This window comes from Calothrix sp. CBUCES-K 9914, assembly GCF_059640475.1.
Window position 1 is genome coordinate 29,543 of record NZ_JBXXZH010000011.1, and the last position, 22,616, is coordinate 52,158.

A 22,616-nucleotide genomic window follows, 5' to 3' on the forward strand; every position below is an offset into this window, starting at 1 on the left:
CTCGTATAGTAGGTATCACCTGCTAAAGCGCCTACATGGTGGATATTCTAATTATAGAAATAAAGTTAAAAATTCAAATCGATTTATTATGAAACGAAACTAAGCGTTAAAGTTGTTCAAAAGCCAGCAAATAAAGCTAAAAGATTAAATAATTATTTGTCACAAACAGTAAATTTTTTAATGGCGCCTCTAAAAAGCATATTGAAAAATATTTATTCATTGTCATGCTGAACGCAGTGGAGCATCTCATAAATATCGAAATTTTTAAGATTCTTCTCTTCGCTCAGAATGACAAGTAAAATTACTAGGTTCTAGCAGAAACGGAGCGTTGTAAATTAGCGAACGCGCGGTTATAGTCCAGAATAGCAGTGACGCGATTACCTTGCGCGCGTGTTAAGTCGTTTTCTGCTGCGATAACGTCGGTTTGTGTACCAACACCAGCTTGAAACCGTAAACGCGCGAGTCGTAGTGCTTCAGTCGCTTGGTCTACTGCTGCTGCTGCTGTTTGCACGTTGTCTAAATTTGACTGCAACTGAGCATAGTATTGTTCGACTTCAAAACGAATTTGGTTACGCTGGTTTGCAAAATTACTTTCTGCTATTGCAATATTTGCTTTCGCTTGTGCTGCTTGCGCTCGTGCTGCACCTCCATCGAATAAATTCCAATTTGCTCGCACACCTACTGAGTATCCATTGCTTGCGCCAACACTGTCGTTGTACTGGTCTAAGACTTCATAACTTGCAACTAGCGCAACTTGTGGTCCAAGTTGTCCTAAAGCAAATTTACGTCGCTGTTCACCAATATTACGTTCTGCTAGACGCTGTTGTAGCTCAGGTCTGTTTTGAAACGCTTGGACTATTGTTTGTTCAAGTCGTTGGTTCCATAACCCTGCTATTTCTACCCGGTCGGCAGTGCTTATACTAATGGTCTGCGGTATGTTTAATAATGCTACTAATTGCCGCTGTGAAATTTGCTGTCTAGCACGCGCGTTTGCTAAGTCTTGTTGAGCGTTAGCAAAATTTACCTGCGAACGCAACACGTCAAACCTTGTACCAACACCCGCGCGTTCAAGTGCTTGAGCATCACGTAAACTTGCGCTTGCATTTTCTGTTGCCGCACTACTAATACGTACTTGTTCGTCAGCAGCTTGTAAATCGTAGTAACGACTAGTAACTTGAAGCTTGATTTCTTGAAACCGCGTTTCTACACTTAACTCGTCAATTCTTAATTGTTCCTCAGCTTGACGAATACTTGCTGCTCTGCGACCTGAAGTATAAATATTGTAATTAACTTCGGCTCGTCCGTTAAAAGCTGTTCTAGCTTTATCACTACCTGGAGGCGCCACACCTGATTCTACAGAAAGTGTGTCACTAGCTGATTTACTGTTTGTAATGCCGCCATTGATATTAACAGTAGGATAAAGTGCAGCTTGTGACTCTCGTAGTGATGCTCGACTACGTTCAAGTTCAAGCAGCGAGGTTTGCAATTGTGGGTTGTTTCGACGCGCGATTTCTAGCGCTTGAGTCAGCGTTATTGCTTGGTTTTGTCGAATTTGAACTTCCTCTGGTTTGGTTGGGAAAAGAAGTTCCGGAGGTGAAGCAGGGAGAGCTTTTGAGGCAGGGGGAACTTCTGGAGCAGTGGGGGAGGGAGCAGGAGACAGAGAAACAATTCCTCCTAGCTTTGCTGCCTCTTGTGGGATAGGTTGAGCTATTTCCTTACCACGTTCAATATTATTACCCCTACCCGCTTCCCCAACTTTGCTTTTTTGTTCTGTTAAAGTTTTAGCTTCAGCATTTTTGATCGAAGTGGGAAACAAAAAAGCTAAAGCAATAGCAACCCAAGAAGAATGCAGCAAAAATCGGTATAGATTCATAGATGGTGCGTGTTGGGTGTATAGCGCGATATGTTGATTAAAGGTTGAAACGAGATTGAAACGAGATTGAAACAAGTTTCAAGCGAGGTGTTTTTCTCGGCTCATATTTTGGTTATAAAGTCAAGCAAGTGACTGTTTTGAAGCGATGCACTTTTTGAAGGGAAATAAATAATAAGCTAATCGCAAAATTATCTTATGTACTGTTAGCCATTAACTATTGCCTACCTTGAACCCTTCAAATTATTCTTCAAAAATTAATACAAGCTTTATCTAATTGTTGTCATAAGTGTATTAACATAACTTACTAATTTTATGGTTGTAGTTTATGAAACCGAAGCTATGGCGCCGACGAGAAATAGTTAGCTTTATAAGTAAGCAAGGTATAAATTTAAAAAATTCAGTCTTCAAAAATAGTCATTTGTGGAAGATGAGAACAAGAAGATTTTTACTTGCCACTACTGGAGTATTCGTGGCTTCACTTTTAGTGGTCATACATTTAGCAACAAGCGGCTTTGCTGTAAACGCTTATAAAACATCTTGGATAGGCAATACTTTTGGCAATAATGACAAGTGGGTGCAAATCCAAATTAACGGAATGTACGTAGGGTCTGATGGTACTGTTTATACAAATAGCTATTGGGACGAAGCAACGCGAGAAGCTGGAATTTATAAAAATGGAGATGTTGTTGGCAAAGCTCTTGATTTACATGGTTGGGGAAGACTTGGTGGGGTTGCAGTAACGGCAGATGATAAATACATTTACGTTGCTATGCAACAATCCCATAGCGGTCATCCAGATCAAGAAGATCCTCCAAAAGGAACTAATTGGTATTGTGTGCGGCGTTACAACTTGTCAGGAAAACCCGCACCATTCTCTGGAGGACATGGTTGGGATAAAAGCATGTTAATCGTTAGCACCAAAAACGAAGTCACCGGACTAGCAACTCTGGGTCGGGAGTTATTTGCTAGCGAGAAAGAAGGAAATAAAATTCATGTGTATAACAAAGACACTCTCCAAGAAGTTCGTAGCTTTGCAGTTACAAGTCCTGGACAGTTAGCTGTTGATACCAAAGGCACACTATGGATAATTCAAAGTCAAGAAGGTAGTAATAACCAAGTTTTGCATTATTCTAAAGATGGAAAGCAGCTAAAAGAAACTATTACAGATGTAGAGAAACCGAGCGCACTTGCTGTTGATAATCAAGGTAGATTACTAGTTGCCGACAATGGTAAAAGGCAGCAAGTACTTATATATAATATTGCTGGTAATCCAACTCAAGTGAGTACTTTTGGTGAAAAGGGTGGTATTTACGCAGGAGTTAAAGGCGAAATCAAAGATTTGAAATTTTACGGCATTAGCGGCGTTGGTAGCGATAAAAGCGGCAATATATATATTGCAAATGATGGCTTCAACCGTTCTGGTGTAGATTTACGAAAATTTACTCCTCAAGGAAAGCTTGTTTGGCAATTGTTAGGCTTGCATTTCCTTGATAACGCTGATGCAGACCCAGCTACAGGGGGCGCCAATGTCTTTACCAAACAAGAACATTTTGTGATGGATTATACTAAGCCATCAGGTAAACAATGGACTTACAAAGGTTATACGCTTGATGCAATTAAATATCCCCAAGACCCACGTTTGCACACAGCACCTGATGCTACTTGGATTCGCCGCATCAAAGGCAAGCAGTTTATGTTCTTGATGGATATGTACGGAGGAACGATACAAATCTATCGATTTAATCAAGCAACTGATGGCGAGATTGCAATTCCTTCAGGTATCTTTGTCGGTAGTAGAGATGATGACAAACCAGCATTCGACAAGGGCAAATGGCCTCCCTACCAACCTTCATCAGGTGAGTGGATATGGCGCGACAAAAACGGTAACGGCAAGTTTGAAGCCAACGAGTATGACCGCAGTAAAGACCATGCTTATATTGGTGGTTGGTGGGTTGACTCTAAAGGTGATATGTGGAAAAGTTTGCGAACGCAGGACGGTATCGGTATTCGCCATTATCCATTACAAGGACTTGATGCTAGTGGCAATCTGATCTATAACTACGCTTCGATGCAAAAGCAAACACATCCAAGCTTTTTCACCGATTTGCGGCGGATTGAATATTTTCCAGAAACCGACACAATGTATTTATCAGGGTACACGAAAGAGCATCCTGCTATTGGTGGCGATTATTCTGGGTTAATTGGTTCGGAAATTGTTCGCGTTGACAATTGGAGCAAAAGCAACCGTACACCTAAATGGCGAATTACGCTACCAACAGACAACAAAAGCGATCCAAAAGAGGTTCTGAATCCTATTGCCATGAGTGTTGCTGGCGATTATGTTTTTGCTACTACTGTAAAAACTTGGGAAACTTACGTGTATAACACATCCACAGGCGCCCTTGTCCGAAAATTAAAACCAGGTCCCGAAGTTTCTGGTCAACTAGGTTGGGTTGATATTGCCTATGGTGTGCGCGCGTTTCGTCGTTCTAATGGTGAGTACTTAGTTTTTGTTGAGGATGATTTAAAGGCAAAGGTGATTATGTATCAGATGAAGTAAGAAGTTGCTTCCAAAAAGATTTTAATGATTGGTGCCAAAAAACGCATCTTCAAGTAACAAGCAACAAAAAAGGACGTAGGAATTGGCGTTAGCAATTCCATGTCCTTTTTTTACATTGCTCCTCTACGCATAAAACGACCAATAGCTGAACCTAAACGCAACGCAAATCTATTCCACTTGTAAGTATTTTCAGAGTACACTTGTATTGGAGATTGAGAATGTTGCCAATATAGTTTGTCGGTAATAGTAGGTGCATCTGCCTGTAAAGCACTTAAAATTATTTTTTTACGCCACGGCTTGATGCTTGGTGCAATTGCATGAGACATTACTATTCCACCTGGTACAAAATCCATGCCATCCGGTCCTACCGTTGTTAATGGAAAAGTACATAACATCAAAGCTAAATTTAAGTAAGTTTGGTCACCGTGCAAATACGGATAAAAATGCAAGGTGTCACTAGCATAAACATCTTGTAAATCTGCATATCCTGCTTCGTTACCTATCTCAATTAATTTCTGCCAAAGTAATAGGAAATTTTTAAATTCTTTTGGAACACCAATGAATCCACTATTGTAATTGTAATCAAGATTACGTTCGCAGACAAGACCTTTACTAGAAGCAAATTCCAGCCAAGCCAGACGACGAGGATGGTTAGATGGGACTTGATACCAACAATCTCCACAAAGCGCTATTCCACGGCTAACCCACTTTTCGTAAAATTGCCAATTAATTTTATTAACAATATCAGGGTCAAAATAAAACAACGCATCGACTTCTTGACTATGATTTTCCATCAATTGCCACATAAAATCGGGCTTATAAAATGCAAAGTGCTTTTGAGTATTTAATTTTACAAATCTAATTACGCAATCTGAAGCTACCTCTAGTTCCTGATACCCTTCTTTTTCGTTTACAGTTTTTGCCCAAGGTGGCAATTGACCTCGATAACCCGCCCATACAACACCGCGAAAGCCGTGATTGTAGAGCGAGTTTACTAGTACCGCAACACCGTAATGATAATCTTTTTCAAAGAGTGTACAAATAGCTGTGTTCATAACAATTTGCCTTAACTAACAATTGTATTCAATTATACTCATAAATCTTCGCCCTTTGTAGGCGTTAATTCATTTGAATTACCTGACATTAAATACTGGTTATAAAGTAAATATTCGTACCGCTGTTGCTCATAACTCTTATGCCCAGCAAGTGCAAGAGCCGCAAAACCCCAAAGGAAGATACCACTGAATCCTAACATTGCGCTACTAATTGGTATCGAAGTAATACAGGCAATGCTAATAGCACGACAAGCAGTCATAAATGGGTCTCGACGCAAATCAGGTAGTTGTAACATTTTGATTACTATCAAAACCATACCACCTACATACGGTAAGGCGCCGAACCAACCAAGAGTAAAAAATGTATCTAGAATTCCACTGTCTACAACCAAGGGTACGAGAATTCCTCTCTCATCTACAATAAATGTATTACCAACACCGTTACCTAAAGAATTTGTTAAAGCGCTATTTAAACCACGCTCATATATTTGTTGTCTAACTTTAGCACTATCATCTTTCTCAAGCTTAGTAAAACTTTGTAAACGAGAGTTTATAGCATCAGAAAATGGCTCCATCGTACTCAACGGTAAGACGCAAAATACCATTATCAGTACTGTAGTCATTAGACGCATCTGCAAACGTGGGCGCATCGAAGTTATCATCGCCAAAAATCCGACAACCCATGACCCCCACATTGCGCGTATCATCGTAAGTAGAAATGATAAGTAACCAACTCCAGCGGCTGGCATTGTCAAAAATCCTTTGTTGTTAAATAACAACAGTAATCCTGACATCATCATGCAGGCAAATGGACCAGGAGAAGTCATCGTACTCCAAACCCGAATTTTTAGAGGTTCTGGCTCTCCCATACTTGTAAGTTTTGTACTAATTAACCAGAATTTGTCCCATTCAGGAGCAATTAGGTACTGTATAATTCCGTATACTCCAGTTATTAATACACCCCAGACAAATACACGTTGGATGTTTTTTTGATATTGTGGGTAGCTACGCCAAGTCGCAAATAAATAGAAACTAAAACTAAGTGGTACTAACCAATCAAGTAAACCACGTGCGGCAGCAAATGGAGATGTTTTAATTAATCCAATTAAAAAACCATAACCTACCCCAACAAAAGCCAGAATAAAAGGTAAACCCCCCTGACGATAAGACTTCGGCAGGTATTTAAATACTGCATGTAGGCTAATAAGCGTTACTAAAAATTGAGATACCAACAACAAACGGGACTCATCAAAACTTGAACGCCAATCAATTAAGCGCGAAATTAGAGGTGTAATAAACCACATCCACCAAGTAAAACCTGTGTATAACACCGGATGGCGAATGTAGAGAAGAAGACCTACTAAGAAAGTTAAGACTATGTAGCCCGGTCTAAACAAAGATGCCGCACCTGCACCAATGCCGATTATACAAAATAAAATCAGCACACCAATCGCCAGCCATGCAATAAGTGAATTGGGTTCTTGTTTACTACTATTGGTGAAATTAATTGGGACTACCTGCATAATATTTGGATTTGGAAGTAATTTGCTTGTAAGCACGCAATCCTTGATAGCGTCCGCGCACTGATGCTAACCATTTACGTTGTGCTAACCGACCCTCGCTAGGTAGTAATCGCAACAATTGCAATAATCCAAGTGCCTCACGGGTGCCAATAAGAAATGCCCAGCACATAAAGATTACACGTTGCGGTAATGGAAAATGTTCAAGTAATGTTAAGGTTTCGTTGTGTACCGCATTTGACCAAGCAATATCGTTAAATTGGTCACGTTTATCTTCATCGAAACGTACCGCTGGGTAGTGGTCCACAGCTACCTCTGGATCAAAAATTATTTTCCAACCCCGGCGCCGTAAAGCAAGATTAAATGCTAGTTCAAAATGCACTTGGGCGCCAGTACCCAGCATCCGTTCGTCAAAACGCATTCCTTCGATGGCGCCACGACGAAAACTCATGTTAACTCCCTTAAGAACATCCACCTCACGAGCAGGTCCAATGCCAAAGTGATGATTGCCTATTACTCGCCCAAACCATTGCAGGCGCCCAACAACTTCGCATGTACCTGCTTTTTTGATTTGCTCCCCAACGTACTGCCAATCACGTCCTCCAACTGCTCCAATTTGAGCATCAGAAACAAAGTGTGCTTCGATACGTTCTAACCAGTCGGGGTGAGGTGCAGCATCATCATCGGTAAAAGCAATAATATCGCCCTCTGAAACACTCAAACCCAAGTTCATCGCAGCAACAACACCCGCGACCTCAACTTTTACAGTTTGTAATGGTAATCCATGACAGTTAAAGGATTCTAAAAATTGCCAAGTCGCAGCGTCAGTATCCCTTATGGTAACAATAACTTGTGATGGTTTTAGTGTTTGCTTTTTAAGCGCCTCCAAACATCGCGCTAGGTCGAGCGGACGGCGATAAGTCGGTACAATTACAGTGATGCTTATCATTGACGAAAACCTCAAACAAATCTACGTAGCGTTGTGCTTTGCTAACCCAAGTATTTTCTTTCGCAACTGCATGAGCGACTCGACCCATTTTAGACCTGAGTTCGGTATCGCGCTCAAGTTGCTCTAGCGCACGTGCTAATCCATCTACATCATCAGAGTCAGAAAGTACAAACCCGCATTCAGAAGTCACAAGTTCTGCACCTCCAGCAGAAGTTGCCGTAATAACAGGTAAACCTGATGCCATTGCCTCAAATAATACCAAAGTACAAGCTTCGTACCGCGATGGAAACACAAATAAATCAACCGCACGCATTATTTCGGCAATATCGCGACGGTAACCAGTAAAGTGGACGCGCTCGCTCAAGCCCAAAGATGCTGCAAGTTGAGGATAAGGACTACCCTCAGTACTTCCGACGACAACTAAATTTAAATTTGGTACTTTAACAAGTGCTTTAAGTACTGTATCTAAATTTTTACGATTGGTACGAATGTCTCCCGCAAATAGTGCAGTTACACCTAACGGTAAGCCCAACTTTTCACGGTCGCCAACTCCTGGAAAAAACTCTTCTATGTCAACACCATTATGAATAACGTGAATACGCTCACTTTCAATATTAAGATCTGTTATTAACTCCTGCTTAATTTTTTCTGATACAGCAATTGCCAATTTAGCTTGTTGAAATGCTCGCTTTTCCCAATAAGCATTAAGCGCACTATAAGCCCAATGATACAACCCATAAAGATTGGGATGAATACGAGCGGTATGTACTGGAGAACGGCGCCATGAAGTATGGACGAACTGGGAAGTGTTAACATCTCCATAAGCCGAAGTCACAGCACCGTACACTTGCACTAAGTCAAACTGATGACGATGTTTGGAAAGCCATGCTGCACTCCGAGCAGAAAATACCATTTCTTTAATAAGTGCCGTTGGAAACTTTTCAACATCAAAATGAACCGAGTTGACCAATTTGTGTTCCTCAAGTTCCGGAGCAACTCTCCTTGCTACTAAAGTCACATGATGACCACGGCGAATAGCTTCCCAAACAACTTCGTAGTTAGCTCTACCCTGACCATCACCTTTCATAACATACGGTGTGACTATGCAAAGTTTCATAATTTATCCTGTTGTAAAACGAATTAAACAGCGTGAATGATAGTTAACTCTTAAACATTCAAAGACGGTTGCCACAAGCGTTGAATCTGGGAACGACGCAAAATTTCTGGCCAAACATTTATTGCCTTCCGTTTAAATAGATAAGCTGTCATATGGACAGCATATAAAACTACAAAAGCTAATAATTTGAATGGATTTGGAAATAAGTCTTTATATCTTTTTATGCCTACATAAAGTCGAGCCGCTTCAACCGATATTTCATAGTTTGTGATGTTACCTCTTGACTCGTTTATACTACTACTGCTATCGGCTCCCATATGCGTAACTTTTAAATCGGGACAGTGAATAATTTTATACCCCTGTTGCACTGCTCGCAAGCAAAGCTCTGCATCTTCGTAGCCAAAAAATATATTTTCATCCCACTGTTCTTTCTCGAATAAAACACGTGGAAATATCGCTGCGTGAATTGCTACTGTTTGAGGTGTATCTGTAGTCGCAGAGAAATAACCACGAAATGTTAGTTTTCCTGATGCCATTTCGCCATTACCATTATAAGCGCGACTCACACCAGACAAAATTGTTCGCTGTTGATTTTCGATAGTTATTTCTTGATATCGTGCAATTGCTCGCGCGATAAAATCTGGTTCAACATCAATATCATCATCAATAAAAGCAATATAATCAGTTTCAGACGGAGGAATTGCTTTGACTGCATTATTACGGTTTCCGCAAACTCCAATCTGCGGACCTAAGATATATTTTGTACCTGGATATTTTTTAACTATTTGATGATTAGTTTCTTGTGTTTCAGGATTTTGCGAGTCATCTGAAACTACAACCAAACGTGGTTTAATAGTTGAATTCCACAACGCTTTTAAACAGGTATCAAGATACTCTGGACGGTTTCTAGTTGTAATACAAGCTGAAATTTGCATAGTTTTTGTTGAAGATTATTAATAACGTAATAAAATTTATTTGCTAGTATAATTTTACAGTCAAAACCCCGCTTTATCACTAAAATTTTGCTGCTATTTTTGGTGAGATAAAGCTCAACACTAATGCTGCAATGGTTCGGAAACTAAATTTTTGACGCAATGAACGCCAAAAATAACTGCGTGCGGTTTGAGTTTGTTGCGAGCGCATTAAACCAATTCCTAAAGTTGTACTAATATAACTCCATTGTTGTAAAAAATAAGGTTTAAATTCTTGCAATTCTTTATCTGACATAAATTGCTCGTAACAGAAAATATCAGCACTAGCTTTCCGAATTTTAGCCTGATGATTGCGACTACCGCTTTGCATCGTATCGGTTTGCTCATGCGCGCGATAACGAGTCAATTTTGCTGGATAGTAATAAGCACCGTGACCTAAATGACAGGCAAGATAGTTTAAATAAATATCCCAAGAACCTCCTACTTCAGATGGAACGCTATCCCAATTAATAGCATCGCGACGAATTACAGCTGCTGTAGCAGTGGATACAGCTTTATCTACCAGTGCCAATTTATAAAACGGTTTATAAATTCCTTCTTGTAGATTAGCCCGTTTATAAAAGGTAGAATTCTGTTGTGTTTCAGCGTGATCTATTTTTCCATCTGCATCCATAATATAATGGTCGCAAAAAGCCAATGTTAAATCAGGATTAGCTTCAAGAGGGGGAACGAGCTTCTCAAGAAAGTCTGCCTCCCACATATCATCATCAAGTAAACAGGCAACGTACTTACCTCGTGCCATTTTAAAGGCGCCTATTGTGTTAGCGAACATGCCAATATTGCTGTCATTGCGTGAGAATCGAATTCGCGAGTCGTTAAAAGACTCCACCAATGACTGAGGATTTTCCAAACTGCAATTATCAGAAACAATAATTTCAATATTGCGGTATTTTTGTGCAACTGCACTTGATAGTGCTTGTTTAAGATACTCTGGGCGGTTGTAAGTAGGAGTAATAACGCTAACTAGTGGTTGTTGCGTTGTCACATCGTCTGTGATTGTCATAATATGAGAATACCCTGACGCTTAACTAACGATTGGCTCTTTTTAGTTTATGCGTTTTTGTGAAGATTGATTAGTCACAAATACGTATCTAAACAATACCTTCACATATACAAAATTTGTGTAAAGAATAAAACGTTAAATATTAAATTTTATATTAATGCTAGGGCACAGGTATTACCAGACCCAACCTACAATCAAGTAAGACTGCCATTGGATGCACGAATACGTCGATCCAACAAAGCTAAAAAGGCGTTTTGCAAAAGAATCCGACTACTAGACATCATGACTTTATAGGAGGAACTGTATGTAAGTCCTTGCTTCAGAAGAGCATATGCTTTGCGGGTATCTCCTTTCTTGAATTCACATTCTGCTGATTCCAGAGCTAAAAATGCACAATTTTGTCGCATTTTTTTGGCAATTTTGCGGTGTACTTCATTTGGAACTTGAGCCAAAATCGCATTCACTGTATTGAAGTTTTCTTGAATAAAGATAGGATTCTTTGCATTTGTTGCATTACTCGAACCTGAGTGTCGGCGCCACATTGCCAAAAGTTCAGTTTCAAACCAGATGGAGTAGTTTTTGAATATTCTTACCCACAACTCCCAATCTGCGCTGATACCACATCTAGTGTCGAAACTGCCAATAGTTTCGTAGACTTCGCGGCGCACTACTGCTAATGAAGGTACTGAAATTCGGCACTGTTTAGCAAGTTCGACAATCCAGCTAGAAGGTAGAATGCCGCTTTCGGGTAGTTCTAAACTGGAGAATCCTTCCTGATTCAAGTGTTGGTCTACAAATACGCTACGACAAAACGCTGCACCAAGGTTTGGGTGTTTGTCAAAAGGCTTTGCCAGCTTTTCATAAAAACCATACTGAAGCAAATCATCACTGTGTAGTAAGTGAATCAGCTTTCCACGAGATAGTTCCAAACAGGTCTGGAAGTTGTTGATACTACCCACATTTTTCGGTTGACGGTAGAACTCAACGCGATATGAGCCAAGTTCTTTGACAACAGCTTCAGGATCATCTTTAGTCGAGTGGTTATCAACTACTGCAATTTGCATGACATCAGCACCTGGGTCTTGCATCAACACAGTTGTTAATGTTTCACGTAGAAGTTCAGCACAGTTGTAGGTGGGTATCATTACCGACCAAAGTGGGCGTTTTACTCCTGCGGGAACGGGTGCAACAGTTAAATAATCAAAGTGTGGCTTATTCATAAAGATAACTGTATTATGCGTAAATTAACTGTTGGTTTTTTGTTAAAAACGCGCGCATTTCCAACAAAAAGCCAACTTTTAAATTAAATATTAATCAGCAAGCACATTATCTGCGTTAACTGACTGACAAACACCATATAAAACATTTTTCATCAAAAATCGCGCGAAATAATAAGCTCGTTCCGACCTCGAATAGAAGGCTCTTGCGTACAAAGCGCGTGCTAAAGAGAGTTTTTAAACTAAAAGTGCCTGTAAGCCTTAATTTTTCGGCAAACTTATCGACTGTAATTAAAAATTTAGCACAATTATTTTACATCTATGACAACTTAATTAATCTGTATAAAATCAACATCAAAACTATACAATCTATCAATCTATTTTAATTCACAATAAATTACCTCCCACGTTTCAAAACAGAGGAGGTTTCGTCATCTTTAATTAAAGGAAGTTAATGCTGCATTTGATGATATTTCCAAAGGCTGCCACGTAATTTAAGTAAATCTTCGTACATACCTTGTTCGACTATACACCCAGCTTCTAGAACAACAACTTTATCTGCTTTGGCAATTGTGGAAAGTCGATGGGCAATAGCAATTACAGTCCTACCAGCCGAAAGTTTCTCTAGAGATTCTTGAATCAAACGTTCGGACACAGAATCTAATGCGCTAGTTGCTTCGTCTAAAATTAAAATTTCTGGGTCACGTAGAAGCGCGCGAGCTATAGCAATTCGCTGTCTTTGTCCACCAGATAAATTTACTCCACGTTCGCCTAGTATAGTATCGAAACCATTAGGCATTGCTTCAATAAATTCGAGCGCATTTGCGTTTCGAGCTGCTTCTCTAATAGCTTCATCTGTCGCGTCACGTTTACCATAGGCAATATTTTCGCGTACAGAAGTATTGAAAATAAACGTGTCTTGACTAACGACTGCCATCTTGTTACGAAAAGATTTCACATCAAGCATTCGCAAGTCAATGCCATCAATAAATATTTGTCCTTCAGTTGGGTCATAAAAACGTGGTATCAAATCAGCTAGAGTTGTTTTACCGGCGCCTGAATTCCCAACTAACGCTGTTGTTCTACCTCGTTCTACTGTTAACTTGATATTTCGCAAAATTAATTTATTGTGGTTATAGCCAAAATCTACTGATACAAAATCAATTGAATGTTTTAACCCATTAAATTCAAGTTTGCCATTCACGAAATAGCTTTTATCTTCAGTTCTTAATAAAGCCTTAATATTTTCCAACGAACCTGTTAATGTACTTACAAAAGCTAAAGTACCGTTTAAATCTTGAATACTAGGTGTTACCCGCACTAATACAAAAAAGAATGTTAATAATGAATATGCAGGAATTGTAAACTTGGTAAACGAAATTATAATTAAACAGATAAGAACGGTCATTATTATACATTCGGCTATTGGTTTGACCAATGTCCAAGCGTATGTGACTTTAATTGATGCATTTAGTAGGTTTGTACTGTTTTGATAAAACCGCTGACGTTCAATATTTTGTGTACCAAAAGCATGAACCGTGCGAATACCATTAATAAACTCAAGCGCATTTGAGTTGAATAATCCATTAGCTTCAGAAATACCAAAGCTTGCTTCTCTAACTCGTCGGTTTAAAGTTGTTAATCCAACAGCTAACAATGAAAAGACGAAAATACATATGACTGTAAGCTGCCAAGATATACAAAATAAGCAAATGAAATAAACAACTATTACTAACGCACGTGTTAATATAAAAGCAATTGCGCTGAATACTTGCTTGAGTCGTTCAACTTCTGTCGTCAATGTATTGATGATTTCTCCGGAACGAGCTTCAGTAAAGTACGATAGCGGAAAAGCTTGTAACTGTTCAAAAATTTGCTTTCGCAAACGGTCAGCAAGAATTAGTTGAGACTTTTCTGTATAGATTCCTGCAAAGTAGTTGAAGCCAGCGCGTATCCAAGTACTTAGTAATATCAAAAATGATATTAAATAAAGACGGTTATTTGGCGATGGATTATTCCCTAAGATTGATATCGCAATCTTACCAACAATCCCCGTTTCCTCAACAGGTGCATTTGGAGTAGTTAAACTTTGCAAAAATGCAAGTAAAAAGCTAATGCTTACCCCTTCAAACACCGCAGCAAATAAAGTAAATATTATCGCTGAAACCGTTATCTTGCGGAAATGTTTAAATTCACGCAAGATATAATAGTTTTTTTGCCAAAACTTGGAAGCTTTCAATACTTCATTAGGCAGCTTAGATAATTTGAGATGCATAGATTTTTCGTTCTTAGCGTATGAATATAACTACCTTAGACATGAAAGCTAAAGTATTTGACGATCTAGACGCAAAACGTTTGTTTGAGTTTTAACTTGCCACAAACTTATGATGCCTGGAACATGATTTAATTGTCTTTGGTCTTCCCTGCTTAAGTTTACTGCATCTTCAATAGAACAGCAGTGCTGCGCGCTTAAATTCATTTCTCCACGTAACACGTTAAATAATAAGGGTAGATTGTCTATACCATATTTATTTACCAAGTATAGCAAATGTATCATTAAAGACCTATTATTTTGTTCTAAACAAATTTCACAGCTACTGGCTCTGTTAATCTTTGTCTGATTAGTAGCAATGTTTGTACGGAATTTAATCGCACGCAATAATTTACCTCGCTTTCCAACATACCAACTAAACGAAAACACTGGTTCTTTGAAGTAAACTCGCAAACTTACAGCTAATACAAGCATTATTGGACTAGCGGCGGCTATAAACACGAAGGCAACAACCCAATTAATCAAGAAGATTAGCCATTTACTCAAAGTATTTTGCTGTGTTTGAGCAGACCGAATATTTAAAAATATTGGCTTACCCGCAGAACAAGTGGCATCAGCCCAGAATTTCACCCTTGCTTCACCCAGTTTTGGGTCAATGCAAACTAAATCTACTGGAGAATGCTTGAGACACTCAACCAAGGATTCTTTTTCATGAGTTGCTGGCAAGTATGGTTGATGAACTTTTCCAGCAGATCTAACTAGCAACTTACCACGGCGCCAAGCAAGTGTACAGTAAGACGTGCGTTCTTCCTCTTGGCTTTGGATTAAACTATTTTCTAAATCCCGAATAGTAGATATTGTCATAACGCTTTTTCATTTTATGGTGGTAGATTGCTAACGTAATATCAAAGGCCAATGCCCTTTGAGTCACGAGGAGCATCTTAGTGCGGGCTGAAAAACTACCAAAAATTACAGGTGTGATTGGAGAGCGTTAACACGACCTCTTTAATCCACATCATCAATGCATTTTATATATTTATATATATATATATATAATCATTAAATTATGCACAAAATGCATTTGCACAAGTTGAAGATACTTTTAATGTGTCCATTCTTATTTTTGGAAGTAGATTTAATATCTAGGATATAAGAATTCGTAAAGATAACTAGATCACAATTAAATTCTTCATTTACTCTTCAAGCACAATCGACTTTTTTGCTTTGATTATTAAGCTATGATGAATTTTGCGTCCTGTATTTTTATAAAGGATAAGTAGTTACACTGTTATTCTAGCACAGTAAAATATTCAAGTTAATTAAATCTTAATTTGCCTATATGGGAATTAAGCGAATGTTTACTTAGTTGAAGGATTATGAATGGATTTTTACGCTTTTATGTTAGCGATTCTATAAAATAATAAAATAAAAAAGACGTGACATGTCACGTCTCTACGGTAGAACCAAATATTTGGTTGGTTTGTTATTTAGCTATTAATTTTCAGCTTGTTTCAAAGCTAAACGTTGCTGTTGAGCAGCATAGGGAATATATGTGGCTACAGAGCTTGATACACCATTTGCAACAACCCCAATCAAGTTTAATTTGCTCAACATCGCTGTTGCTTGAGTAAGTTGACCACGAGTAACCCGACCGATGCTCGCTACCATAACGGTACTGCGGCAAGCTGAACCAGCAAGCAATGCATCGACTAATCCCAAAATTGGAGGTGCATCAACGAGTACTAAGTCGTAGTTTTCCTCGAATTTTGCCATCAATTGCTGGAACCGGGGTGAACTGAGAAGGTGGGCAGGGTCAGCAGGTATAGGGCCGGATGTCAATATATCTATATAAGATGAACCACTAGATTGGATACTAATTTGATTTGGTAAATCGATATCGCTGGCAAGTAAGCTAGAAAGTCCTTGTTCGTTAGGCAGGTTGAGTTGTTTGTGTAAAGTTGGCTCGCGTAAATTTGCATCTATTAATAATACTCGTTTGTGCAAACGCGCGGCACTCATTGCCAATCCTAATGACAAAGCTGACTTTCCATCATCAGGTAACGCTGCTGTCACCATCAATGACTTAAGGGCTGTAACCGTGTTCAAAAGTTCGATATTCTTGAATATTAAATCCAAGGATTCCCAGCGTGGAGGAGATTGCAGTACCTGAATTGTCCAAGGTGACGAAACTTCTGGTTTACCAAAGGGTAGTTTGATTACAGATTCCCTGTTTTTAGCAGGTGGAAGTTTAGGTGTAGCTCCTAATAAGGGTATTGCTATTTGTTTTTCTAATTCAGCAGTAGTGTGAACCGAATCGTCAGAAGCTTCGCGAATCGCAGCGGCAACTCCTCCTAAAATCAATCCCACAACTCCACCTAACAATAGGTTTTGCTGGAGCAAAGGACCCATAAAGGCACCTTGTTGAGGTTTTTCCACGACTTTCCAGTCAAATTGACCTTTATCAAGCTCTTGTCGAAGTTGCTGTTCAGTTTTCAGCAACTGATTATAGCGTTCGCGGTTAAGTTGTACAAGCGGTTGTAAACGGTTATATTCCGCTAAAAGCGCTGGGAATCGTTTTAAATCATTACGTAATTGTTGCTCTTTTTCTCCAAGACTTTGATAACGCGCTTGTAACCCTAATATATCGGTTTGAGACTCAACTAGTTTACCAGCTAAGTTAAGGTCTATCTGACTGTCGTTACCTTGAGAGCGAAGGTTTTGTGGATTTAGATTAGCTGCACTTACATTTCCTCCCAAAGTTGAGCCAACTTCTTGCTGCAAAAGCTGCTGTTGTTGCTGTCTTTCCTCAATTAGCTTTTTAACAGTCGGAGCTTCGTCTGTATATATCAGTCGCTGTTTCGCAAGTGCTAAATCAGTTTTCTGAATTTCGTTGAGCAGTGCTTGGTAACGTGTAGATTGACTTAACCGCGCGGAAACAAGCGCATTTTGGGGAGTACGCTTGAGTTGCTCCTGTAACGACTCGTAACGCGCGACTGCTTCTTGATACTGCGCGCGGATGTTGCGTCCATCTTGTTGAAGAGTCGTTAAAGATTGCTCAAGTGTTTTTGCTTCGGATTCTGGGTCAGTTAAATTTTGAGTTTTGCGGAACCTTAAAAGCCTAGTTTCTGAATCAGCAAGCTCTTTGCGTACTTTTTCCAACTGCTCGTTGATTACTTTCAAACCTCTTTTTAAGCGGTCTTTCTGCTGCTCTTTATTATAATCAAGATAAACTTTTTGCAGCACCTCTAAGACTCGCTGCGTTTTAACTTTATCTTTATCTGTGTATTCTATCTGAAAAATTTTCGTAGCCTGGTTATCGTCTTTTTCCTTAACTTGAGAAAGTGCTAAAGATTTTCTAATATCACCGATAGTAATACCTGGATACTCACGTTCGAGTTCCTTCACAGCTCTCTCAATATGCTCGGTATTTCGCATCAAGTTAAGCTGTGTTGCTGTGTCTACCTGAACGCTTGGGTCAGTAAATTGGTTTTGTTGAGTTTGTGTGGCATCACCTGACTGTGTTTTTGCTTGATAGTTTGGTTCTACCAAGAACTGCATCGAACTTTTATAAGTTGGCGCCGTTTTCTTAGTAATAAAACCAGCGATGGCAAGTGATGATAAAAAGACTGCCAAGAACCAAGGAAGTCTGCGTACTAAAACTGACAACAACTGCCCATATCCTGGGTCATTGTCAGTTCCGGAATTTAAAACTGGATTGACTGTGGTCTGAATCACGTAAGTTTCCCTCAGCGAACAAATCAATTAAATGTGTTAGATAATTGATACGAGCTACATGCTTGGTCGATGACTTTTTCGACCTTGCCAAAAAACGCTTGTTCTGAAAAATTCAATACCGCGTGTTCGCGGATATTTTCATAATCCCAATAGATATCCCTGGATTCTAAAAGCGCTGTTTGTAAGGATTCAGGCGTTTGCCGCTTAAAGAACACACCAGTTTTGCCTGGTACTTGGGTGTCTAATACTCCACCCGCACCAAAAGCAATTACAGGGGTTCCACTAGCATTCGCTTCGACTGGAACTAGTCCATAATCCTCCAATGCTGCAACGATAACCGATTTTGCATTTGCAAACAACTGAGTACGCTCGGCATCAGTAACGTGTCCGACAAACTCAATATTTTTCAATGCCTTTGATTTTAAGCGTTCCCGCTCCGGCCCGTTGCCTGATATCAATAGTGGCCACCCTAACCAATTAAAAGCTTCGACTATTATATCAAGGCGTTTGTAGCTAATCATCCGCGCCGAGGCAAGATAGTAATCGTCCTTACTATTCGAGAACAGAAATTTGCTTGTATCGATTGGATAGTTGACTACTATTGCTCTCTTACTGTAAATGCTTTGAATTCGACGAGCTACTACGCTCGAATTTGCTATATACAGGTCTGGTTCTTGTGCGTATGTCAAATCAACACGACGCATGTAATCAAAAATTTGTTCAATGAGAGGAGCAAAGTAACGATAGTCTCCGTACTCACGTAAGTAAGTTTCGGTATCCCACAGAAAGCGCGTCACATTATGACAAAAGCAAATATGACGTGCGTCCGGTCTTTTCCGTACTGCTTTTGCAAAGCTTGTGCTACTGCTAATAATTAAGTCGTAAGACTGTAAATCTAACGACCGAAACGCTGGAAAATATAGAGGCGCCATTAGCCGAAAATATTTAGCGGCGCCGGGAATATTTTGTAAGAAAGTAGTGTTAACTGCTCTCTCTCCCAAATCAATTGTTCGTTCACGGTCGTATACAGAAGTAAAAATATCAGCTTTGGGATAGCGCTTGCAAAGTAACTCAAACACACGCTCTGCCCCACCGCACTGAGTTAAGTAATCATGGACAAGAGCAATTTTCATAATAGTTCCCTGACAATTGTATAAATTATGCTTTGGTTAATATCACAAATTATTAAATAATAGATTTGACTGACTTTTATAATACAAAAAGTTTTTATATTTCTATAGGATATTAAGTAAAGGTTTTGTAAACAATAGGTGAATAATTGATAAATAATTGGAAAATATCTAATGGGAAATATCTAAGAGGTTATTAACAGTTTTAAGTTATGTAAACTCTCTTCCTCCCAAATAAAGCTTTCGGATGCAGCTAGCAGTGCATCCAGTACTTTAGAACTATTTTACTATACCGAGCTTTAACTAAATTTTAAATTAGTTGGAATTAGCAGTAGGTAGCGATGTAATTATCATATGGGCACTCAAAGTATTTAAGCTCATTCTTCGCAATATATTTACAGAGATTTTAAATTTCGACTGCCAAATGTAAATTATTCGCTACACTGCGTAAATTTCACTTCAATTGAATGAAGCTATCCTTCATTAGGTTATCCAACAGTTGCCATTGTTCTTTGTGCAAAGTATGCATCTTGTTCAGTACGCAATTTGTCACAAAGTCTACCTTGGGGTAACTCTACATCATCATAAGTTAGTACCTGGTCTTTCGCAATATCACGCTTTAGACGACATCCTTCCGCTAAACCCATTGGCAATAATTTTTGCTGTTGAGCAACTTCTGAATTTTCACACTGTCCGTATGTCATGTAATAACCGATACCATCTAACGTTTCACCAGCTTTAAGATTAATTTTGGCAGTAGTCACGACATCGACTAATGGCTTTCCTTTTGGCGCCAATATATAGTCACTGAAAAGAACGACGCGCGCGACGGAGAGGGGAACTTCAAAGTGACAGAGGTGATAAGGGGTGTAAAAACTGTAAAGTGGACCTTCACCTAATTTATAAAGGTTCAAGTAGTGCTGCTGTTTTGGATCATCGTGGGAGCCAAACACAAATACACCTGGGCCAGGTTTGGTGCCAACGACATAATCAACAATGCCTCCCAATTCTTTAAGTTGGTCAACATCGTACATCGATGTCATTTCATCGACATGACCAGTAAAGTCATACCCTAACATACCGCGTTTGGCAACCTTCATACCTGTAGCATTTGCGACGATTGCCTGTTCAAACGATATTTTGGTTCCATCTGCAAAGCTTGTCACCATACTAGGTTTTTGTCCCCAGCGTTTCGCAAATGCTTCTTGAGTAGTTGGGTTACGATAGGGGTCTTGCAAGCCCTTTATATTACCGCACAACAGTGGAGTTAAGCCGATACTTTTAACAAAACGGTATAGATTTAGCTGTACGCCTGGTTGATCACCATCGCAAGCTGTTAAAATTACACCAGCTTTATCAGCGTAAACTTTTAGAATTGCGCCAATCGTGCCATCAAGCTCGGCATTCATCATTACCACGTGCTTGCGATTTGCTATCGCTTCCATCACGATGTGGGCGCCAAATTCAACGGCACCAGTTACTTCGATTAGTGCATCAATTCCTTCTGCACGGCACAATAGCATCGCATCTTCGGTGACAGCATACCCTCCACTCTTGATTGTGTCTTCTAAATCTGTTACGGTTGCTACAGTTTTTAAATTTTCAATCCCTGCTTCAGAATACGCCCGCTTGGCAGCATCGAGATTTCGATTCGAGATTGCTACTAATTCCATACCAGGAACTGAATTAGCAATTTGATTAGCAATTCCTCGTCCCATAAATCCCGCACCAATCATTCCAACTCTAACAGGATTACCTGCTTCGTGACGAGCTTGTAAGGCGGTGTCAACAATTATCACACTATTCTCCTAAGTCTTCTAAGTTTACAGAAATCGGGTTTATATGGGGATAGCACCGGCTAATGATTTATCTGATTGTTCTGGGTTGCCAGACTTTTCTGTTATACTACGAATCCGAATAATGTCTTTTATGGCATTACGGTAAGCAATTGCAAAGTGTTCTTTGGTGTGATTGTTTCTTGCATACTCCCATGCCTTGTGAGACATTGTTTTGAGTTCTTCCGCTGGTCGGTTAGATACCGATTGAATTGCTGCCTTGATCTTTTCAATCGAGCAGTCTTTGAGAATTACACCAAAATCATACACATCGGCGCCTGTTTCATAGCTCAGAACTGGAATCAACCCAGCTTGCATCGCGGTAATAGCAGCACCTGCTTGTCCTTCACAAGCTGAAGGATAAATTAGTCCTAAAGTATTTTTCGTCAAATCTAAGAAATCTTGGCTACCAACGTTAATCCACCCGTAAGCGTGAATATTAGGAGTTTCATATAATTCCTTATGATAGGCACGCTCGAATACTTTATCGCTATCGACCGGACCACAAACTGTTAAATGATAATCAGGCATTTGAGCAAACGCTTCGAGAGCTAAATCTAAACCTTTTAGTACTAAAGCATTACTTCCAAACCATAAAAACCGTTTTTTTACAGCTTCAAAATCTTTATCTTCTGCCCAAGGACAAACTACAGCGGAGGAAATTGGAATTTGATACATCGGCTTTTGAGCATACGCAAACGTCCCACAGGTAAAGTCATTACCTAGTACTGTTGCGTAATCGGCATTTTCAATACCTAAATTAATTTCCTCGTAGCGTTGTGGATGCATGGTGATACCACGTCGTTGCTGCAAGTCATAAAGTCTTTTATACTCAGCTAAGTTACGGAACATCATGTTGGCAATATCAACATGCAGTATTTTTATACAGTCAGGGTCAAGGACAGGCGCCAAAGATTCAAGACGATGGCGGATGTCGATAAAAAAGTCATATTTTTTAGTAGGGCGAAATTCTTCGTTGTGGAACTGAATTACATCAACGCTGTAGCCTATATCCAAAAAAGTTTGAGCAATTATCAAACATTCCCAGTTCCAACTTTGATCATTCGGAATAGGTTTGCCTGCTGCCTGTAAAAGAAATGGTTCAATTCGATAAGAAAGCAGCATATTTCCGATAGATGGAGTTTGCGGCTTCAGCGAAATAACTTTTAACTTGCTAATATATTCGATGCGTGCGCTAATTTTTCTAGAAACTAGAGAGAACAATCTACCTACTTTACTTGTGATTCCTAACATTTTCCACCCCGAATTAACTAACCCTACTAATTAGATCAATCACTAACCATCTTGTGGGGTGGGCATCCTTGCCCGCCCTTATATATATTAGGACGGACTTTTTG

The 22,616-nt window shown here is 39.5% G+C and carries 15 protein-coding genes; 1 reads left to right on the forward strand and 14 read right to left on the reverse strand.

The window, feature by feature from the left end:
- Positions 1 to 304: 304 nt before the first annotated feature.
- Positions 305 to 1,873 carry a TolC family protein gene (locus tag AC2JBO_RS04100; RefSeq protein WP_496952351.1) on the reverse strand — a complete coding sequence of 523 codons (1,569 nt, stop codon included), beginning with the start codon at positions 1,871 to 1,873 and terminating at the stop codon, positions 305 to 307.
- Between the two features lie 325 nt (positions 1,874 to 2,198).
- On the opposite strand from AC2JBO_RS04100, the gene AC2JBO_RS04105 reads away from it, so the two are divergent.
- Positions 2,199 to 4,433, forward strand: a complete 2,235-nt coding sequence (locus AC2JBO_RS04105) for an NHL repeat-containing protein (protein ID WP_496952352.1) — start codon at positions 2,199 to 2,201, stop codon at positions 4,431 to 4,433.
- A 110-nt stretch (positions 4,434 to 4,543) separates the two neighbouring features.
- Here the strand turns inward: AC2JBO_RS04105 and AC2JBO_RS04110 are convergent, their stop codons facing one another.
- The 13 genes from AC2JBO_RS04110 to AC2JBO_RS04170 form a co-directional block, all read right to left on the reverse strand.
- Complete coding sequence (locus AC2JBO_RS04110; RefSeq protein ID WP_496952353.1) at positions 4,544 to 5,488, reverse strand: hypothetical protein; 945 nt, start codon at positions 5,486 to 5,488, stop codon at positions 4,544 to 4,546.
- Between the two features lie 38 nt (positions 5,489 to 5,526).
- Positions 5,527 to 7,011 (reverse strand): O-antigen ligase domain-containing protein, encoded by a 1,485-nt coding sequence (locus AC2JBO_RS04115; protein WP_496952354.1) that lies wholly within the window; start codon positions 7,009 to 7,011, stop codon positions 5,527 to 5,529.
- Complete coding sequence (locus tag AC2JBO_RS04120) at positions 6,992 to 7,957, reverse strand: glycosyltransferase family 2 protein (protein WP_496952355.1); 966 nt, start codon at positions 7,955 to 7,957, stop codon at positions 6,992 to 6,994. Before AC2JBO_RS04120 ends, AC2JBO_RS04115 begins: the two co-directional genes overlap by 20 nt.
- Complete coding sequence (locus tag AC2JBO_RS04125) at positions 7,884 to 9,074, reverse strand: glycosyltransferase family 4 protein (RefSeq protein ID WP_496952356.1); 1,191 nt, start codon at positions 9,072 to 9,074, stop codon at positions 7,884 to 7,886. Before AC2JBO_RS04125 ends, AC2JBO_RS04120 begins: the two co-directional genes overlap by 74 nt.
- Positions 9,075 to 9,124: 50 nt before the next feature.
- Positions 9,125 to 10,009 (reverse strand): glycosyltransferase family 2 protein, encoded by an 885-nt coding sequence (locus tag AC2JBO_RS04130; RefSeq protein WP_496952357.1) that lies wholly within the window; start codon positions 10,007 to 10,009, stop codon positions 9,125 to 9,127.
- A gap of 79 nt (positions 10,010 to 10,088) precedes the next feature.
- Positions 10,089 to 11,069: a glycosyltransferase family 2 protein gene (locus AC2JBO_RS04135; protein WP_496952358.1), complete on the reverse strand. Its 981-nt coding sequence runs from the start codon at positions 11,067 to 11,069 to the stop codon at positions 10,089 to 10,091.
- A 194-nt stretch (positions 11,070 to 11,263) separates the two neighbouring features.
- Complete coding sequence (locus AC2JBO_RS04140) at positions 11,264 to 12,289, reverse strand: glycosyltransferase (RefSeq protein WP_496952359.1); 1,026 nt, start codon at positions 12,287 to 12,289, stop codon at positions 11,264 to 11,266.
- 448 nt (positions 12,290 to 12,737) lie between these two features.
- Positions 12,738 to 14,561: a heterocyst formation ABC transporter subunit HepA gene (gene hepA / locus AC2JBO_RS04145; protein WP_496952360.1), complete on the reverse strand. Its 1,824-nt coding sequence runs from the start codon at positions 14,559 to 14,561 to the stop codon at positions 12,738 to 12,740.
- 48 nt (positions 14,562 to 14,609) lie between these two features.
- Positions 14,610 to 15,422 carry a heterocyst development glycosyltransferase HepC gene (gene hepC / locus AC2JBO_RS04150; protein ID WP_496952361.1) on the reverse strand — a complete coding sequence of 271 codons (813 nt, stop codon included), beginning with the start codon at positions 15,420 to 15,422 and terminating at the stop codon, positions 14,610 to 14,612.
- 630 nt (positions 15,423 to 16,052) lie between these two features.
- Entirely contained in the window at positions 16,053 to 18,293 is a 2,241-nt protein-coding gene (locus AC2JBO_RS04155; protein ID WP_496952362.1) for a GumC family protein, read from the reverse strand.
- 23 nt (positions 18,294 to 18,316) lie between these two features.
- Positions 18,317 to 19,426, reverse strand: coding sequence for a glycosyltransferase (locus tag AC2JBO_RS04160; RefSeq protein ID WP_496952363.1), 1,110 nt, complete (start codon positions 19,424 to 19,426; stop codon positions 18,317 to 18,319).
- A 485-nt stretch (positions 19,427 to 19,911) separates the two neighbouring features.
- The gene (locus AC2JBO_RS04165; protein WP_496952364.1) at positions 19,912 to 21,222 is read right to left on the reverse strand and encodes an NAD(P)H-dependent oxidoreductase; all 1,311 of its coding nucleotides are present in this window, start codon (positions 21,220 to 21,222) and stop codon (positions 19,912 to 19,914) included.
- A gap of 39 nt (positions 21,223 to 21,261) precedes the next feature.
- Positions 21,262 to 22,512 carry a glycosyltransferase gene (locus AC2JBO_RS04170; RefSeq protein WP_496952365.1) on the reverse strand — a complete coding sequence of 417 codons (1,251 nt, stop codon included), beginning with the start codon at positions 22,510 to 22,512 and terminating at the stop codon, positions 21,262 to 21,264.
- Positions 22,513 to 22,616: the final 104 nt, after the last annotated feature.

Bases quoted from the DNA above. Each gene is read 5' to 3' on its own strand.
- AC2JBO_RS04100 (WP_496952351.1), bottom strand. From the start codon at position 1,873: ATGAATCTATACCGATTTTTGCTGCATTCTTCTTGGGTTGCTATTGCT.
- AC2JBO_RS04105 (WP_496952352.1), top strand. From the start codon at position 2,199: ATGAAACCGAAGCTATGGCGCCGACGAGAAATAGTTAGCTTTATAAGT.
- AC2JBO_RS04110 (WP_496952353.1), bottom strand. From the start codon at position 5,488: ATGAACACAGCTATTTGTACACTCTTTGAAAAAGATTATCATTACGGT.
- AC2JBO_RS04115 (WP_496952354.1), bottom strand. From the start codon at position 7,011: ATGCAGGTAGTCCCAATTAATTTCACCAATAGTAGTAAACAAGAACCC.
- AC2JBO_RS04120 (WP_496952355.1), bottom strand. From the start codon at position 7,957: ATGATAAGCATCACTGTAATTGTACCGACTTATCGCCGTCCGCTCGAC.
- AC2JBO_RS04125 (WP_496952356.1), bottom strand. From the start codon at position 9,074: ATGAAACTTTGCATAGTCACACCGTATGTTATGAAAGGTGATGGTCAG.
- AC2JBO_RS04130 (WP_496952357.1), bottom strand. From the start codon at position 10,009: ATGCAAATTTCAGCTTGTATTACAACTAGAAACCGTCCAGAGTATCTT.
- AC2JBO_RS04135 (WP_496952358.1), bottom strand. From the start codon at position 11,069: ATGACAATCACAGACGATGTGACAACGCAACAACCACTAGTTAGCGTT.
- AC2JBO_RS04140 (WP_496952359.1), bottom strand. From the start codon at position 12,289: ATGAATAAGCCACACTTTGATTATTTAACTGTTGCACCCGTTCCCGCA.
- hepA (WP_496952360.1), bottom strand. From the start codon at position 14,561: ATGCATCTCAAATTATCTAAGCTGCCTAATGAAGTATTGAAAGCTTCC.
- hepC (WP_496952361.1), bottom strand. From the start codon at position 15,422: ATGACAATATCTACTATTCGGGATTTAGAAAATAGTTTAATCCAAAGC.
- AC2JBO_RS04160 (WP_496952363.1), bottom strand. From the start codon at position 19,426: ATGAAAATTGCTCTTGTCCATGATTACTTAACTCAGTGCGGTGGGGCA.
- AC2JBO_RS04170 (WP_496952365.1), bottom strand. From the start codon at position 22,512: ATGTTAGGAATCACAAGTAAAGTAGGTAGATTGTTCTCTCTAGTTTCT.